The following is a 16,896-nucleotide window of genomic DNA, read 5'->3' as shown; positions in this document are numbered from 1 at the left end:
TCATCCCAGTTGCGCCAGCGCCTGGCGGAAGGCCGGCGGCAGGTTGTTGCCAAAGCGGACCTTGCCGTCCGCCTGGGTGAAAATACCCATGTTCGCCAGCCATTGCTCGAACTCCGGCGCCGGTTTCAGTCCCAAAGTCTGACGGGCGTAGAGCGCGTCGTGGAACGAGGTGGTCTGGTAGTTGAGCATGATGTCGTCGGAACCGGGGATGCCCATGATGAAGTTGATCCCGGCTACGCCGAGTAACGTCAGCAAGGTGTCCATGTCGTCCTGATCGGCTTCGGCGTGGTTGGTGTAGCAGATGTCGCAACCCATCGGCACGCCGAGCAACTTGCCGCAAAAATGATCTTCGAGGCCGGCGCGGATGATCTGCTTGCCGTTGTACAGATATTCCGGGCCGATAAAGCCGACCACGGTGTTCACCAGAAACGGCTTGAAGTGCCGCGCGACGGCGTAGGCCCGGGTTTCGCAGGTCTGCTGGTCGACACCGTGGTGGGCGTTGGCCGACAGCGCGCTGCCCTGGCCAGTCTCGAAATACATCAGGTTCTGCCCGAGGGTGCCGCGCTTCAGGCTCAGCCCCGCGTCATAGCCTTCCTGCAGTACATTGAGGTTGATGCCGAAACTGGCGTTGGCCGCTTCGGTGCCGGCGATCGACTGGAACACCAGATCCAGCGGCAAACCACGATTGATCGCTTCGATCGAGGTGGTGACGTGGGTCAGCACACAGGCCTGAGTCGGAATGTCGTAACGCTGGATGATCGCGTCGAGCATCTCCAGCATCGCGCAGATCGAGGCGATGCTGTCGGTGGCCGGGTTGATCCCGATCATCGCGTCGCCGTTGCCGTACAGCAGGCCGTCGAGAATGCTGGCGGCGATGCCGGAAGGTTCGTCGGTCGGATGGTTCGGTTGCAGGCGGGTCGACAGGCGTCCGCGCAGGCCGAGTGTGCCGCGAAATTTTGTGACCACGCGGATCTTCTGCGCCACCAGCACCAGATCCTGCACGCGCATGATTTTCGACACGGCGGCGACCATTTCCGGGGTCAGGCCGGGGGCGAGCTTGCGCAGGCTGGTCTCGTCCGCCGCATCGCTGAGCAGCCAGTCACGGAAACCACCGACGGTGAGGTGGCTGACCACGGCGAAGGCTTGTTTGTCGTGGGTGTCGATGATCAGTCGGGTGACCTCATCGGCTTCGTAGGGAATCAGCGCTTCCTGCAGAAAATGCGTGAGCGGGATGTCGGCCAGCGCCATTTGCGCGGCCACGCGTTCGCCGTCGTTGAGCGCGGCAACGCCAGCCAGGAAGTCGCCCGAGCGCGCCGGGCTGGCTTTGGCCATGACGTCCTTGAGGCTGTCGAAGCGATAGGTCTGGGCGCCGACGGAATGGGCAAATGCGGCCACAATATCCTCCTGTAAACGATAAACCCGCTGTAGGAGCTGCCGCAGGCTGCGATTTTTTGACTTTGATTTTCTAAAAACAAGATCAAAAGATCGTCTGAACGCGGCCCGAGTCTTCGGCAGCTCCTACAGAGTTCCAGCACAGTGCCTGGATGGGCGCTGTGCACTTTTATATGGCAGTTCAGATACCTTCGAGCATAGCGTCTGCCGGGGCGTCGGCGCGTTGTTTGGCGGTCAGCTGGAAGTACAGGTAGCCAGCGGCCATGAAGCCGAGGAACACGCAGCCGATCAGCGTGTTGAACCACGCCATCGCCACCAGGCACACCACCGCCAGAAACAACGCAATCGCCGGCACCACCGGGTAGCCCGGGGCGCGGAAGGTGCGTTCCAGGTGCGGTTCGGTTTTGCGCAGTTTGAACAGGCTGAGCATGCTGATGATGTACATCACGATTGCGCCGAACACCGACATGGTGATCATCGCGGCGGTCAGGGTCATGCCTTGCAGGTTGACCAGGCCGTCGCTGTAGATCGCCGCGATGCCGATCACGCCGCCAGCCAGAATCGCCCGGTGCGGGGTCTGGAAGCGCGACAGCTTGGCCAGGCTTTTCGGCAGGTAACCGGCGCGGGCGAGGGCGAAGAACTGTCGCGAGTAACCAAGAATGATCCCGTGGAAACTCGCCACCAGGCCAAACAGGCCGATCCACACCAGCATGTGCATCCACGAGGAGTTGTTGCCGACCACCGCTTTCATTGCCTGCGGCAGTGGATCGTTGATGTTCGACAGCTGGCGCCAGTCGCCGACACCGCCGGCCATCACCATTACGCCGATGGCGAGGAATACCAGAGTCAGAATGCCGCTGACATAAGCCCTGGGAATCGTGCGTTTCGGATCCTTGGCTTCTTCGGCGGCCATAGCCGCGCCTTCGATGGCGAGGAAGAACCAGATGGCGAACGGAATCGCTGCGAAAATCCCCGGGATCGAACCCAGTGTGAACTCGTTGGCGCCGGACCAGCCGTTGAGTACGAAGTTACTGAAGCTGAAGCCCGGCGCAACCACGCCCATGAACACCAGCAATTCAGCGACCGCCAGCACAGTGACCACCAGTTCAAAGGTGGCGGCGATGCTGACACCGAGGATGTTCAGGATCATGAACACGAAATACGCGCCGACCGCCGCGATTTTCGGGTCGAGTCCCGGATATTGCACGTTGAGGTAGGCGCCGATGGCCATGGCAATCGCCGGTGGGGCAAAGACGAATTCGATCAGCGTGGCGATGCCGGCGATCAACCCGCCTTTTTCGCCGAACGCTCGGCGACTGTAGGCAAACGGCCCACCTGCGTGGGGAATTGCGGTGGTCAGTTCGGTGAAACTGAAGATGAAGCAGGTGTACATGGTCGCGACCATCAGCGCCGTGACCAGAAATCCGAGGGTGCCGGCCGTGCCCCAGCCGTAACTCCAGCCGAAGTATTCGCCGGAAATCACCAGGCCGACAGCAATGCCCCAGAGGTGCAGGGTGCCGAGTGTGGGTTTGAGCTGTGTGGTGGAAGTCATAAGTCCTCTCTGTTTTTTATTGTTCGATCTGTTGGACTTTCGGGTGAAGCGGTTGAGGTGGATGGAAGCTGTTCACGCAGCGGCAGTTTTTTTGCAAAACCTGAATGACGGGTACGCAAGGGCCGTGCCAGAGCGGCCAGGCCTTGTGTTGTGTCATTGAGGACGCCATCGCTGGCAAGCCAGCTCCCACAGGTATCTGTGGTGTGCCCGTTATCGAGATCTGCAAAGATCCCTGTGGGAGCTGGCTTGCCAGCGATAGCTATTGGGAGGGCAACACAGAAACATCTGTGTTGCCCCGGGTTTTAGAAGAAGCCCAACGGATTGATGTCGTAGCTCACCAGCAGGTTTTTCGTCTGTTGGTAGTGATCGAGCATCATCTTGTGGGTTTCACGGCCGACGCCGGACTTCTTGTACCCGCCGAACGCGGCGTGCGCCGGGTACAGGTGGTAGCAGTTGGTCCATACGCGACCGGCCTTGATCGCGCGGCCCATGCGATAGGCGCGGTTGATGTCGCGGGTCCACAGGCCGGCACCGAGGCCGAACTCGGTGTCGTTGGCGATCGCCAGGGCTTCGGCTTCGTCCTTGAACGTGGTGATGCTCACCACCGGGCCGAAGATTTCTTCCTGGAACACGCGCATTTTGTTGGTGCCCTTGAGCAGGGTCGGCTGGATGTAATAGCCGGTCGCCAGATTGCCCTCGAGTTTTTCCACCTGGCCGCCGGTCAGCAGCTCGGCGCCTTCACCCTTGGCGATTTCCAGGTACGACAGGATCTTGTCGAATTGCTGCTCGGACGCCTGGGCGCCAACCATGGTGTCGGTGTCCAGCGGGTCACCGCGTTTGATCTGGCTGACTTTCTTCATCACCGCTTGCATGAATTCGTCATAGATCGATTCCTGGACCAGGGCACGGGACGGGCAGGTGCAGACTTCGCCCTGGTTGAAGAACGCCAGCACCAGACCTTCGGCAGCCTTCTCGATGAAGCTCGGCTCGGCCTGCATGATGTCTTCGAAGAAGATGTTCGGCGACTTGCCGCCCAGTTCCACGGTGGAAGGAATGATGTTCTCGGCGGCGCACTTCATGATGTGCGAGCCGACCGGGGTCGAGCCGGTGAAGGCGATCTTGGCGATGCGTTTGCTGGTGGCCAGTGCTTCGCCGGCTTCTTTGCCGAAACCTTGCACCACGTTGAGCACGCCCGGTGGCAGCAGATCACCGATCAGCTCCATCAGCACGCAGATGCCCAACGGTGTCTGCTCGGCAGGTTTGAGCACCACGCAGTTGCCGGCGGCCAGGGCCGGGGCGAGTTTCCATGCGGCCATCAGCAGCGGGAAGTTCCACGGGATGATCTGGCCGACCACGCCCAGCGGTTCATGGATGTGATAGGCCACGGTGTTGCCGTCGATTTCGGCCGCGCTGCCTTCCTGGGCGCGCAGGCACCCGGCGAAGTAGCGGAAGTGGTCGGCCGCCAGCGGGATGTCGGCGTTGAGGGTTTCGCGGATGGCTTTGCCGTTGTCCCAGGTTTCGGTGATCGCCAGGGTTTCGAGGTTCTGTTCGATGCGGTCGGCGATTTTCAGCAGGATCAGCGAGCGCGCCTGCACTGAGGTCGCGCCCCACGCATCGGCAGCGGCGTGGGCGGCGTCCAGTGCCTTGTCGATGTCTTCGGCAGTGGAACGGGGGAATTCGGCAATCGGCTGGCCATTCACTGGCGAGGTATTGGTGAAGTACTGACCTTTGACAGGCGCGACGAACTCGCCGCCGATGTAGTTACCGTACTTGCTCTTGAACGAGACTTTGGCGCCTTCAGTACCGGGGTGAGCGTAACGCATGATGTTGTTCTCCTTGGCTTTGTACTTATTAGAGAAACGCGCAAGTGCGCTTGCTATAAGCGTAGAGCAAAGGTCGGGCCATTGCCGCGCAGGGCAGGCAAATCAAGGCCTTGCGTAGTTTGTGTCGGACGGGCGGGCGCAGCCTGTGATGATTTCGGTACACAGCGGGTGACAGTTTGTACCGCTTTTGGCACAGCCTGTGACCGGCTGGTCTTGCCAGCATTGCAATGCGTCGATGGCTGGAGGATGCTGACTGCCAATTGTCCAGATGCACCCTTGTGGTGAGGGGATTTATCCCCGATGGGTTGCGAAGCAGCCCCAATAAAAAATTGTGGCGACTCAGATTCACCGCGTATGCCGGATTTACGACTGCTGCGCAGCCGATCGGGGATGAATCCCCTCACCACAAGGTATGTGCCAGCCAATAAAGAGGCGGTACTGATCTCGGGGAGAATAATAAGAAATGCACGACAACCATTTGAGTCGCCATGCCCAGCAGGTTCTCACCGTCAGTCAGGGCAAGCCGCACCTGCACGGACCCGGTGCCGATCCGTCGATTGCCCGTTCGTGGCTGCGCTGTCTCGAGGACTACCACCTCGATCCGGCCCTGACCATGGCGCCTACGGTGCTCGAACACGGGCGTGTGCTTGAAAGCCGCGAGCGCCTGCAACAGGTGTTACAGATTGCCGGCAATGAAATGAGCAGCCTGCATCAACAACTGTCCGGCGCCGGTCATGCGGTGCTGTTGACCGACGCGCGAGGAGTGATCCTCAACTGCGTCACCGCACCCGCCGAGCGCAAGATATTCGAACGCGCCGGGCTTTGGCTCGGCGCCGACTGGAGCGAAGCCTGCGAAGGCACCAACGGTATCGGCACCTGCCTGGTCGAGCGCCAGGCGCTGACCATCCATCAGGACGAACACTTTCGCGGTCGCCACACCGGCCTGACCTGCTCGGCGAGCCCGGTGTTCGACCCGCACGGCGAATTGCTCGCAGTGCTCGACGTATCCTCGGCGCGCCACGACGTTTCGCGCCAGAGCCAGTTCCACACCATGGCGCTGGTCAATCTGTCGGCGAAGATGATCGAGAGCTGCTATTTCCTGCGTTGCTTCGATAACCAGTGGTTGCTGCGTTTTCATCTGCAGGCCGAATCCGTCGGCTTGTTCAGCGAAGGGCTGCTGGCGTTTGACGGCGAAGGGCGGATCAGCGCGGTCAACCAGAGTGCGCTGAACCTGTTGGGGCATATTCGCGGTGGTTTGCTCGGCAAGCCGGTGGAAGCGTTTTTCGATTGCTCGCTGGACGAGTTGCTCGGCCGTGCCAGCGCCAATGCCAGCGCCAGTTGGCCGCTGCGCACCCGCGATGGGCGGCATCTGTTTGCCTTGCTGCGTGGCGAGTCGCGCAAACCGGCGAAAATCATGCCGGCCCCGGTCGTGGCCAAAGCTCAGCCACTGGCGGGCATCTGCCTCGGTGACGCCGCGCTGCAAGCGGATTTTCACAAGGCGCTGCGCGTGTTCGAGCGCGACGTGCCGCTGCTGATCAATGGCGAAACCGGCTCCGGCAAGGAAGCCTTCGCCAAAGCTGTGCATCATGCCAGCCAGCGTGCCAACAAAGCCTTCGTCGCCCTCAACTGTGCGGCGATCCCCGAGAGCCTGATCGAGAGCGAGCTGTTCGGTTATCGCGGTGGCAGTTTCACTGGCGCGCGCAAGGACGGCATGCGCGGCAAGCTGCAGCAGGCCGATGGCGGCACCTTGTTTCTCGATGAAATCGGTGACATGCCGCTGGCGCTGCAAACCCGTTTGCTGCGTGTGCTGGAAGACCGGCAGGTGGTGCCGATCGGCGGCGAGCCGGAGGCGGTCAACGTGCGGATCATCAGCGCCACGCATCGCCATCTGCTGGAGCGGGTCGAAGACGGCAGCTTCCGTGAAGACCTGTATTACCGGCTCAATGGCCTCGAAGTTGCGCTACCGGCGCTGCGCGAACGCAGTGATAAATCGCAGTTGCTGGATTTCCTGCTGGCCGAGGAGGCCGGCGGCGAGACAATCGTGATTGACGAGGCGGCCCGTCAGGCGTTGCTGGCGTTCAACTGGCCGGGCAACGTGCGGCAGTTGCGCAATGTCCTGCGTACGCTGGCGGCGTTGTGCGATGAAGGGCGGATCGGGGTGGAGGACTTGCCGGCGATGATTCGCCAGGCGCAGCCGCCGCTTGCGCTGAAGACGGTTGAGTCCGAGCATCCGCTGGAGGACGCCGAACGCCTGGCGTTGCTCAATGCCCTGGAGCAAGCGCGCTGGCACATGACCCAGACCGCGCAGCAGCTCGGGGTCAGCCGCAACACCCTCTACAGAAAGCTGCGCAAACACGGAATCGCCCGAACCGCATAAATCCCCCTGTAGGAGCTGCCGGAGGCTGCGATCTTTTGATCTTGTTCTTTACAGGATCAAAAGATCGCAGCCTCGTTGCACTCGTCAGCTCCTACAGGTGGGGTGATGGTGATCAGCTAAAGAGTGCGATTTCCCCCTCCCTGCGCTAACCTGCGGCGATGTTTTACGAGGTCGACTATGCACATTCATATTCTGGGTATCTGCGGGACTTTCATGGGCTCGATGGCGGTTCTGGCCAAAGAGCTGGGCCACCACGTGACCGGCTCCGACGCCAACGTCTATCCGCCGATGAGCACGCAGCTTGAGGCCCAGGGCATTCAACTGACCCAGGGCTACGACCCGGCCCAACTTGATCCGGCACCGGATCTGGTGGTGATCGGCAATGCCATGTCGCGCGGCAACCCGGCGGTGGAATATGTGCTGAACAAAGGCCTGCCGTACGTCTCCGGCCCGCAATGGCTGGCCGATCACGTGCTGCAAGGGCGCTGGGTGCTGGCGGTCGCCGGTACGCACGGCAAAACCACCACCAGCAGCATGCTCGCCTGGGTGCTGGAACACGCCGGCATGAGCCCGGGGTTCCTGATCGGCGGCGTGCCGCAGAATTTCTCGGTGTCGGCCCGTCTGGGCGGTACGCCGTTCTTCGTGATCGAGGCTGACGAATACGACAGCGCGTTCTTCGACAAACGTTCGAAATTCGTCCATTACCGCCCGCGTACCGCGATCCTCAACAACCTTGAGTTCGATCACGCGGACATCTTCCCCGATCTGCCAGCGATCGAGCGACAGTTCCACCACTTGGTGCGCACTATTCCGAGTGAAGGTCTGGTGATTCACCCGACCACCGAACCGGCCTTGCAGCGCGTGATCGAGATGGGTTGCTGGACCCCGGTGCAAACCACCGGTGCCGGCGGTCAGTGGCAGGTCAAGTTGCTCAAGGACGATGGCTCGGCGTTCGAAGTGCTGTTCGAAGGTGAGTCCCAAGGCACCGTTGAATGGGAATTGACCGGTCAGCACAACGTCGCCAACGCCCTGGCTGCTCTGGCCGCGGCGCGGCATGTCGGTGTGGTGCCTGCGATGGGCATTGCCGGGCTGAGCGCGTTCAAGAACGTCAAGCGCCGGATGGAGAAGGTCGCCGAAGTGCGCGGCATCACCATCTACGACGACTTCGCCCACCACCCGACGGCCATCGCCACCACCCTCGACGGTTTGCGCAAGCGCATCGGCGACGCACCGCTGATTGCGATTATCGAACCGCGCTCCAACTCGATGAAGCTCGGCGCGCACCGTGACGGTCTGCCGGACAGCGTGGTCGATGCCGATCAGGTGATCTGGTATGCCCCGGCCAACCTCGGTTGGGATCTGGCAGCCACCGCGGCACTGTGCAGCGTGCCGTCGATTGTCAGCGATTCGCTCGAAGGCATCATCGAACGGGTGAAGAGCCAGGCTCAGCCCGGCACCCATGTGGTGATCATGAGCAACGGCGGCTTCGGCGGCCTGCACGGCAAGCTCGCCGAGGCACTGCAATGAACTCGTTTGCCCAGAGCGGCGGTCCGGAACGCATCACGCTGGCGATGACCGGCGCGTCCGGCGCGCAGTACGGGTTGCGCCTGCTCGATTGCCTGGTGCGCGAAGATCGTGAGGTGCACTTCCTGATCTCCAAGGCTGCGCAGCTGGTGATGGCCACCGAGACCGATGTCACGCTGCCGCCAAAACCGCAGATGATGCAGGCTTTTCTCACCGAGTACACCGGAGCGGCTGCCGGGCAGATCCGTGTGTACGGCAAGGAAGACTGGATGTCGCCGGTGGCCTCGGGCTCCGGCGCGCCAGCGGCGATGGTTGTGGTGCCGTGTTCCACCGGTACCTTGTCGGCGATTGCCACCGGTGCCTGCAACAATCTGATCGAACGCGCAGCGGACGTCACCTTGAAGGAGCGTCGCCAGTTGATTCTGGTGCCGCGCGAGGCGCCGTATTCGAGCATTCATCTGGAACACATGCTCAAGCTGTCGAACATGGGCGTGACCATCCTGCCAGCGTCGCCGGGCTTCTATCATCAGCCGCAGACCATCGACGACCTGATTGATTTCGTTGTCGCGCGGATTCTCAATCTGCTGGGTATTCCTCAGGACATGCTGCCGCGTTGGGGCGAGCATCATCTGAGCAGCGATGAATAAGCTGCTGACGATTGTGCTGGCGCTGCAACTGGCCGGCTGCGCCACCGCGCGCACGCTGGATGCAGCCAAACCTGGCGCGCCAGTGGTGTATTCCGGAACGCGTCTGGATTTGTATGCGATGAATGGCGGATGTTGTGCGATGGATCGCTTCGGCGCTGAGGCGCCGAGCTATCCGGGGGTGGACCTGCCGGCGAGTGCGTTGCTCGATACGCTGCTGTTGCCGCTGTCGTTGCTGACCGTGATCGGCGTCGGGTTCCAGGCGACGGGTGGATTTTAGGGGAGTGCTGCGCACTCCATTCGCGGGCAAGCCACGCTCCCACAGTGATTGATGTCGTGCGACAGGTTTGTGTTCGCTGGAGACTACTGTGGGAGCGGGCTTGCCCGCGAAGAGGCCAGCCCAGGCACCACAAAACTACTTGCCGAGCTTGCGCAGCTCATCCGACTCGACGATCCGCACCCCATCCTGTTCTTCCAGTGCCAGACGCCACATCGCCCGGGCCAGTTGGCAGGCTTCGATGCCGCGGTATTTGCCGGGAATCAATTTGGAAAACGGCGCGGCCAGCTGTTCGCCCAGGCGCGGCTCGGTGCGATCGCCCAGCAACAGCGATGGTCGGCAGATGGTCAATTGCGGCCAGTCCTGCGCGCGCAACGCCTGCTCCATCTCACCTTTGACCCGGTTGTAGAAAATCGACGATTTCGGATCGGCGCCCAGTGCGCTGATCACGATCAGGTGTCGCGCGCCCATCTCCCGCGCGCGTTTGGCGAACGCAACGACCATGTCCAGATCCACCGCGCGGAACGCGGCTTCGGAACCCGCCTGTTTGATGGTGGTGCCGAGGCAGCAATAGGCGATATCGACGCGACCACTGAGCTGCGGCAGAAACGCCTGTGGGTCGCCCACCGGGTTTTCCAGGTGCGGATGTTCCGCCAGCGGCCGGCGGGACGGGGCGAGCACGCGGGTGATCGTCGGCTCGTTGAGCAAACGGTCGAGCAGGTGCTCACCGGTCAGTCCGGTGGCTCCGGCAAGCAATACGTGCTGAGGCGTCAAGTACATAGTGTTTCTCCCTTGATACTGTTCAGCTTAGTTGCTGTTTGTGGCTCCGTCGTTCAACGCAGCACTCTGCAACGCTTTTCTGGCCTGCTGCTTACGCAGCAGTTGCCAGTGCGCCAGCACGGTTTTCGGTGCCCAGATCTGCGGCTCCGAGGCTTCGAAGTTGTCCGCTAGTTCGCGCTCGGCGACGGTGGCCTTGGCCAGTTTGAAGGCTTGCTCCAGGTCGTCGGTCTGGTTCAGCGCCTGAGCGAACAAGGCGTCGCCGAAGTAGGTGAAGTTGGCTTCTTCCGAGCAACCGAACGACACGCGGTCGGCGCGCGAGGCGGTCATGATCAGGGTGCGCTCATCTTTCAGCGCGGGGATGAAACCACCGGAATAGCACGATGAAATCACGATCACCTTGTCGCGATTCTTCAGCGGCGCCAGCACCGTGGCGAGTTCGTCGGCGGGCAGGTCGGCCAGTTCCATGCGCGGCTGGTCGAGCACCAGTTCGTGTTCGGCGGTGCCGTGGCTGGTCAGGTAGATGAACACCAGGTCTTCCGGGCCGCTGCGCTCGGCCAGGGTCTGCGCGGCGCGGCGCAGGTTTTCGCGGGTGGCCATCGGCCGGTCGGTGAGGTGGTCACGGTGGTTGACCAGACGGATCTGGCCGTAAGCGCCGAAACGTGTGGTGAGCATGTTGGCGACGTAGTCGGACTCGCGCAGGAACACGCTTTGCTTGCCGTCGCCACCGAGGGTCAGGGTGTACAACTCCACCGCCGGGGTCGAGGCGGGCACGGCGGCCAGCGCGTTATCGAGCAGGCGGCCCTGGGCCAGCAAGCCGAGTTCGAGGGTGTCGGGCAGCAGCTTGCCGTCGGCGTCACGCACGCGCTGGCCGTTGATCCAGGTGCCGCTGAGTACGGTGCCGTCGGTCAGCACCAGGGTGCCGCGCCCGGCGTAGCTGTCGCTGTCGAACTCGCCGATGTAGAAGCTGCCGTCAGACAGGTTCAAACGGCCCTGGCCGCTGAAGCGCCAGTCATTGAAATAGCCGATGTAGTGGCTGCCGTCGGCGCCGATCAATTCGCCCTTGCCGGTCAGCGCGCCTTCCTTGAACTGGCCGAGCCAGACGTCGCCGTCGGCGTTTTCATAGCGGCCCTTGCCGTGCAGTTGGCTGTTCTTGAAGCCGCCGACATAGATGTCGCCATCGGCGCTGTTGAAGGTGCCATTGCCTTCGAGCTGGCCGTTGACGAAATGGCCGCTGAAGGTGTTGCCGCTGGCATCGCCGCGCTGGCCTTCGCCGTTGGGTTTGCCGTGGGCGAACTGGCCCTGATAGGAACTGCCGTCGTCCATTTCCAGACGCCCCAGCCCGGAATACTGGTCAGCCTTGAACTCGCCACGGTAAGTCATGCCGTTTTCTTTCAGCGTGCCTTCGCCATCGCGTCGGCCCTGCTTGAAACCGCCGGTGTAACTGCTGGCGTTGGTGGTCAGACTGCCTTGGCCGTCGAACAGGCCCTGCTGGAACTGGCCGCGATAAACCTCGCCGTTACTGCCGTGCCATTCGCCCTGGCCATGCCATTGGCCCTTGTCGAACTGCCCGGCGTACCAACTGCCGTTGGGATAGTCGACGCGGCCCTGGCCTTGCAGCAAGCCGTTGACCAGTTCACCGCGATAGCGTCCGCCGTCCGGCAGCCTTGCATCCGGGGGCAACAGCGATTCGCCGTCGCCGCACGCGGTCAGCATCAGGGTCAGGGCAAGGGGTGCAAGAGAAGCGAGTGGGCGCATAGCGGGATCCGGGCAATTAGGCGACCGAGTATGCCGCAGCCATGTGACCTTATACAGCCGGGAAAACAGCGCGGATGCGAAACAGCGTGCGCTGTTTCGCATCCGGTGACTTAAACGAAGCAGAGCGACAGCGGTTCGGCGATATAGGCCGGTTTGTCCGAGCCTTCTATCTCAAGCGTCGCGGTGGCCTTGAGCAGCCATTGACCGGGTTTTTTCTCGGTGACTTCGGCCAGGTCGACTTTCAGGCGCACTTTTGAATTGACCTTCACCGGCTGGATGAAACGCACGCTGTCCAGGCCGTAATTGACCACCATCTTCAGGCCTTGCGGCAGCACGAGGATGTCTTCCATCAGTTTCGGGATCAGCGACAGCGACAGGAAACCGTGGGCAATGGTGCTGCCAAATGGCGTTTGCGCGGCTTTGACCGGATCGACATGGATGAACTGATAATCCCCGGTGGCTTCGGCGAACAGGTTGATGCGCTCCTGATCGATGGTGAGCCATTCGGAACGTCCGAGTTCCTTGCCGACATAATCTTTGAGCTCTGCAACGGGAACATAGGGCATTGAGACTCTCCTTGGGTTCATCGGTTTTATAGTTTTTCAGGTGGGGGATTTGACCGCCCTGCGAACCACTGTAGATCATCATGGCGTTTTGCTCCGGTCAACCGACCATGCTTTTGGCGAATGCCGATCCATAGCGCCGCCGTGCTTATAATGCCGAGGACTTGCGGGGGAGATGTCTGATGTTGTTACGTGGCCTGACCATGCTGGTGCTGTTTCAACTGCTCGGCACGGCACTCAACCATTTGCTGTTGCCGGTGCTGCCGGGGCCGATCATCGGCCTGCTGCTGTTGCTGGTGTTCCTGATCATGCGTGGTGAAGTCGGCGAGCCGCTGAACCTCGCGGCCGGCAGTCTGTTGCGTTATCTGCCGTTGCTGCTGGTGCCGCCAGCGGTGGGCGTGATGGTGTATGCGAGCGACATTGCTGCTGATTTCTGGGCGATTGTCGGCGCGCTGGTGCTGTCGTTGATCCTGTCGATGGCCTTCGCTGGGGTGCTGATGCAACGGCTGGTCAAGCGCCACGCGCCCCGGTCGGAGGAATCCTGATGCTCTTCGATTGGCAAGGTGCCTGGGCTTCGGTCATTCATCATCCGCTGTTCGGCATCGGCATCACCCTCGGTGCCTATCAACTGGTGCTGGCGGCGTTCGAGAAAACCCGCTGGATCTTTCTGCAACCGGTGCTGGTCTCCATGCTGTTGGTGATCGGCGTGTTGGTCGGCTGCGGTCTGACGTACGCCGAGTACCGCAAGAGCACCGAGATCCTCAGCATTCTGCTGGGCCCGGCGACGGTGGCGTTGGCGGTGCCGTTGTATCTGAACCTCAAGCGCATCCGCCAATTGTTCTGGCCGATTTTTACTACGCTGGTGATAGGCGGGGTAGTCGCCACGGGCATGGGCGTGTTGCTCGGCTGGTGGTTCGGCGCCGAGCACATGATTTTGATGACCATGGCGCCAAAGTCGGTGACTTCGCCGATTGCGATGCTGGTGGCCGAGCAGATCGGTGGTGTCGCGGCGCTGGCGGCGGTGTTCGTGTTGATCACCGGAGTGATTGGCGCGATCTTCGGCCCGGCGTTGCTGACCCGGCTCGGCGTGCACAGTCCTGAAGCGCGCGGCATGGCGCTGGGCATGACCGCACACGCGGTTGGCACCTCGGTGGCGCTGCAGGAAAGCGATGAGTGCGGCGCCTTCGCGGCGCTGGCGATGAGTCTGATGGGCGTGGCCACGGCGGTGTTCCTGCCGTTGGCGGTGTCGATGGTGGTCTAAGGAAATGTCTATGAGTCTGCCGCTTTTCCCGCTGAACACAGTGCTGTTTCCCGGCTGCAACCTCGACTTGCAGATCTTCGAGGCGCGCTACCTGGACATGATCGGCCGCTGCATGAAACAGGGTGGCGGCTTTGGCGTAGTGTGCATCCTCGACGGCCACGAAGTCGGCGTCGCGCCCGAAGGCTTTGCCCTGGTCGGCTGCGAGGCGCGGATCACCGATTTTCAGCAACAGGACAACGGCCTGCTCGGGATCCGGGTGCAGGGCGGGCGGCGTTTTCAGGTGTTGCGCACAGAGGTGCAGCGCGATCAGTTGATCCTCGCCGACGTCGAATGGCTGGACGATGAGCCGGAGCAACCACTGCAGGACGAAGACGCCGATCTGGTGGCGTTGCTCAAGGCCTTGGCCGAGCACCCGATGGTCGAGGCGCTGAACATGGGCACCGAAGCGCTGGGGCAGCAGTCGCTGGCCAATCAACTGGCGTATCTGCTGCCGTTCGCCGAAGAAGACAAGATCGACCTGCTGCAACTCGACGATCCGCAGCAGCGACTGGATGCGATCCAGGCGCTGCTCGATGAGCTGCAGGGCGAGCTGTTCGCCTGAGCGAAAAAGATCGCAGCCTGCGGCAGCTCCTACATGAGATTCATTTCATACCCGCGCCATCTTGCGCATGTGAAATCAAAACCCTGTAGGAGCGGCCGCAAGCTGCGATCTTTTGCTTCTCAATAAGCGTAACGCAACATCGTGTCCGGCAAATGCCGCAGAACGAACAGGCTGAACAGCACCAGCAGTGCCGGCAGAATCAGCCACCAGACCTTGAACGGCATGGCGTTGAGCGGCGCCTTGCGCTGACTCAGCCACAAGCCCGCCGCACACACGCATGCCGCCAGCATCGCACCTGCCAGAATATCCGTCGGCCAATGCGCGCCCAGATAGACTCGTGAAAAAGCAATCGACAGCGCCGGAATGCAGCCGAGCAGCAGCCAGGTCAGGCGCATGCGCGGCGGTTGGCCGCGACCGGCGAGGACTGCGAGTACCAGAAACAATGCGAACGAACCGGAAGCATGGCCGCTAGGCATGCTGTAGCTGGTCAGTGGATCGGTCAGCACCTCCGGGCGGACCCGGGCGAAAAACTGTTTGGTGACGGTGTTCAGTAGCGCGGTACACAGCAGCGTGCCGCCGGCAAAGATTGCCTGACGCCATTGCCGGCACAGCAGCAACAGGCCGGTGAGCAGGGCGCTGAACATCAGCATGTTGCGGAATTCACCGATCAGGGTGAACGTCACCGCAATCTCGTCCAGCATCGGTTGGCGATGTTCCTGCACCAGGGTCATCACGCCCTGGTCGAGGGCGTGCAGATACGGATAGCCAATAAACAGGCCGATCAGAATCAACAGGCTCATGCTGCTGATCCAGATCGTCGCCCGACGATGCTGGCGCAAGCTGCTGTTGACGCTCAGGCCGACCATCACTGCGATACTGGCGGCGACGATGCCGGCCTGCAGCCAGAAACCTTCCGGCAGCGGCAAACGGATCGCCGCGCCGGTGGCCCAGCCCGGCAGCAGGTAGGCGACGCTCCAGCCGGCCGCCGCCAGCAGGCTGACGGCGGCGAAGCGCGGGAAGGGCATGTCGCACATCCCGGCGACCATAGGCAGCATCGGTCGCAGCGGACCGATGAAGCGCCCGACCAGCAGACTGGCGATGCCGTAACGCTGGAAGTAGGTTTCAGCCCCGGCCATCCATTCCGGATGGTGGCGCAAACCTGGCAGGCGGCGGATGTTCTGGTGGAAGTGACGGCCCAGGTAATACGACACCGCATCGCCCAGAATCCCGCCGAGAAAGCCCAGCAGCAGGGTTTCACTCAACGACAGTGCACCGCTGCCGGCCAGTACGGCGACGGCAAACAACAGCACGGTGCCCGGCACGATTATTCCGGCAATGGCCAGACACTCCACGAATGCGACGATAAACACCGCAGCGGCCAGCCACTGCGGATTGGCCGCCAGCCATCCGGTTACGCTATCGAGCCATGGGCCCATACCAAAAAACTCCAAACCATTGATGATCCCTGTAGGAGCTGCCGCAGGCTGCGATCTTTGCTGTTAAAAGATCAAAAGATCGCAGCCTGCGGCAGCTCCTGCAGGGTTACGTGTTTACAGCAGGAAATAATCGCGACCTTCGACCTGACCCCGGCGCAACGGGTTCCGCGTGCACCACTGGGCATACGTGGCGTCGACGAACCGGTACATCAGGTGCTCGTCGCGGCCCTGGGGAATGCCCAGGCGTGTGGTCTGAATGATCTGCGTCGGCGTCGGGCCGGTGTCTTCCACCAGCAGCAGTTCATGGTCGAAACGCTTGGCGTCCCACATCGGTACCTTCAAGCCCAGCGCCTTGCACAGCAACGTCTGGCCGGCGCACAGTTTTTGCGAAGGACGCGGGCGGCCTTGGGCATCGGGATTGTTCAACAGCATCTGCGCCAGGCTCGCCGGCCCGCTGACCTCATCGACCCATGGGTAGGCGGATTTGATCAACACCGCATTGCCCGGCCCCTGAGCGCTGAAGTTCAGTGAATCGCCGCCACGGGCGTAATACATATAAATGTGTCCACCATCCAGAAACAAAGCCTTACGCTTTTCCGTGTAGCCGAGGGAGGCATGACTGCCTTTTTCCGCGCAGTAATAGGCTTCGGTTTCGATGATCCGGGCACTGAGCCACAGATCGCCGACCCGGTGGCGGATGACTTTGCCGAGCAGATCGCGCGCCAGCACTTGCGCGTCACGGTCGAAAAAAGTGTTCGGAAGGCCCAGTGGCAGGCGCTCGGCGGTGGCGCGAACGGTCAGGTTGGACATGGCAAACGGTGGTTATCCAGGCGAAGGAGGTCGCGATGATAACAATCCCCGGCTTAATTACGGCTGAACGTCGGCAAATTGCAGTCCATTTCGACCATCCG

Annotated in this window: 15 protein-coding genes; 7 read left to right on the top strand and 8 right to left on the bottom strand. The window is 61.7% G+C overall.

From position 1 onward, the window contains the following. From AC193Q_RS16720 to exaC, 3 genes are all read right to left on the bottom strand, one after another. Entirely contained in the window at positions 1-1,395 is a 1,395-nt protein-coding gene (locus AC193Q_RS16720) for an ethanolamine ammonia-lyase subunit EutB (protein WP_483878626.1), read from the bottom strand. A 178-nt stretch (positions 1,396-1,573) separates the two neighbouring features. Beyond that, positions 1,574-2,944, bottom strand: a complete 1,371-nt coding sequence (gene eat / locus AC193Q_RS16715) for an ethanolamine permease (protein WP_047296833.1) — start codon at positions 2,942-2,944, stop codon at positions 1,574-1,576. 302 nt (positions 2,945-3,246) lie between these two features. Further along, positions 3,247-4,767 (bottom strand): acetaldehyde dehydrogenase ExaC, encoded by a 1,521-nt coding sequence (gene exaC, locus AC193Q_RS16710; RefSeq protein ID WP_047296830.1) that lies wholly within the window; start codon positions 4,765-4,767, stop codon positions 3,247-3,249. A gap of 463 nt (positions 4,768-5,230) precedes the next feature. On the opposite strand from exaC, the gene AC193Q_RS16705 reads away from it, so the two are divergent. The 4 genes from AC193Q_RS16705 (at position 5,231) to AC193Q_RS16690 (ending at position 9,592) form a co-directional block, all read left to right on the top strand. Beyond that, positions 5,231-7,144: a sigma-54-dependent Fis family transcriptional regulator gene (locus tag AC193Q_RS16705; protein ID WP_047296829.1), complete on the top strand. Its 1,914-nt coding sequence runs from the start codon at positions 5,231-5,233 to the stop codon at positions 7,142-7,144. Positions 7,145-7,321: 177 nt separating this feature from the next. Continuing rightward, on the top strand, positions 7,322-8,671 hold the full coding sequence (gene mpl / locus AC193Q_RS16700) for a UDP-N-acetylmuramate:L-alanyl-gamma-D-glutamyl-meso-diaminopimelate ligase (protein WP_047296827.1): 1,350 nt from the start codon (positions 7,322-7,324) through the stop codon (positions 8,669-8,671). Further along, positions 8,668-9,315 carry a flavin prenyltransferase UbiX gene (ubiX, locus tag AC193Q_RS16695; RefSeq protein WP_047296825.1) on the top strand — a complete coding sequence of 216 codons (648 nt, stop codon included), beginning with the start codon at positions 8,668-8,670 and terminating at the stop codon, positions 9,313-9,315. Before mpl ends, ubiX begins: the two co-directional genes overlap by 4 nt. Beyond that, the gene (locus AC193Q_RS16690) at positions 9,308-9,592 is read left to right on the top strand and encodes a YceK/YidQ family lipoprotein (protein ID WP_095668218.1); all 285 of its coding nucleotides are present in this window, start codon (positions 9,308-9,310) and stop codon (positions 9,590-9,592) included. Before ubiX ends, AC193Q_RS16690 begins: the two co-directional genes overlap by 8 nt. Before the next feature lie 135 nt (positions 9,593-9,727). Here the strand turns inward: AC193Q_RS16690 and AC193Q_RS16685 are convergent, their stop codons facing one another. From AC193Q_RS16685 to AC193Q_RS16675, 3 genes are all read right to left on the bottom strand, one after another. Further along, positions 9,728-10,369, bottom strand: a complete 642-nt coding sequence (locus AC193Q_RS16685) for an oxidoreductase (RefSeq protein WP_007968134.1) — start codon at positions 10,367-10,369, stop codon at positions 9,728-9,730. A gap of 27 nt (positions 10,370-10,396) precedes the next feature. Beyond that, positions 10,397-12,124 (bottom strand): C13 family peptidase, encoded by a 1,728-nt coding sequence (locus tag AC193Q_RS16680; protein ID WP_095668219.1) that lies wholly within the window; start codon positions 12,122-12,124, stop codon positions 10,397-10,399. Between the two features lie 110 nt (positions 12,125-12,234). Beyond that, complete coding sequence (locus AC193Q_RS16675; protein WP_003228575.1) at positions 12,235-12,690, bottom strand: MaoC family dehydratase; 456 nt, start codon at positions 12,688-12,690, stop codon at positions 12,235-12,237. A 179-nt stretch (positions 12,691-12,869) separates the two neighbouring features. Between AC193Q_RS16675 and AC193Q_RS16670 the strand changes: the two genes are divergently transcribed. From AC193Q_RS16670 to AC193Q_RS16660, 3 genes are read left to right on the top strand one after another with little or no spacing between them, the layout of a single operon-like run. After that, positions 12,870-13,232, top strand: a complete 363-nt coding sequence (locus tag AC193Q_RS16670) for a CidA/LrgA family protein (RefSeq protein ID WP_121187390.1) — start codon at positions 12,870-12,872, stop codon at positions 13,230-13,232. Further along, positions 13,232-13,948: an LrgB family protein gene (locus tag AC193Q_RS16665; RefSeq protein WP_007960614.1), complete on the top strand. Its 717-nt coding sequence runs from the start codon at positions 13,232-13,234 to the stop codon at positions 13,946-13,948. Before AC193Q_RS16670 ends, AC193Q_RS16665 begins: the two co-directional genes overlap by 1 nt. Positions 13,949-13,958: 10 nt before the next feature. Next, positions 13,959-14,549, top strand: coding sequence for an LON peptidase substrate-binding domain-containing protein (locus AC193Q_RS16660; RefSeq protein ID WP_007960613.1), 591 nt, complete (start codon positions 13,959-13,961; stop codon positions 14,547-14,549). 119 nt (positions 14,550-14,668) lie between these two features. On the opposite strand, the gene AC193Q_RS16655 is transcribed toward AC193Q_RS16660, so the two are convergent. Together AC193Q_RS16655 and AC193Q_RS16650 are read right to left on the bottom strand one after the other, a co-directional pair. Beyond that, positions 14,669-15,985, bottom strand: coding sequence for a bifunctional DedA family/phosphatase PAP2 family protein (locus AC193Q_RS16655; protein WP_121187388.1), 1,317 nt, complete (start codon positions 15,983-15,985; stop codon positions 14,669-14,671). A gap of 114 nt (positions 15,986-16,099) precedes the next feature. Beyond that, positions 16,100-16,795 carry a DNA-3-methyladenine glycosylase gene (locus AC193Q_RS16650; protein ID WP_131671540.1) on the bottom strand — a complete coding sequence of 232 codons (696 nt, stop codon included), beginning with the start codon at positions 16,793-16,795 and terminating at the stop codon, positions 16,100-16,102. Positions 16,796-16,896 lie beyond the last annotated feature (101 nt).

Source organism: Pseudomonas sp. F2 (assembly GCF_057174385.1).
The sequence above is the reverse complement of the archived record's forward strand: the minus strand, read 5'-3'. Positions and strand labels throughout refer to the sequence as shown.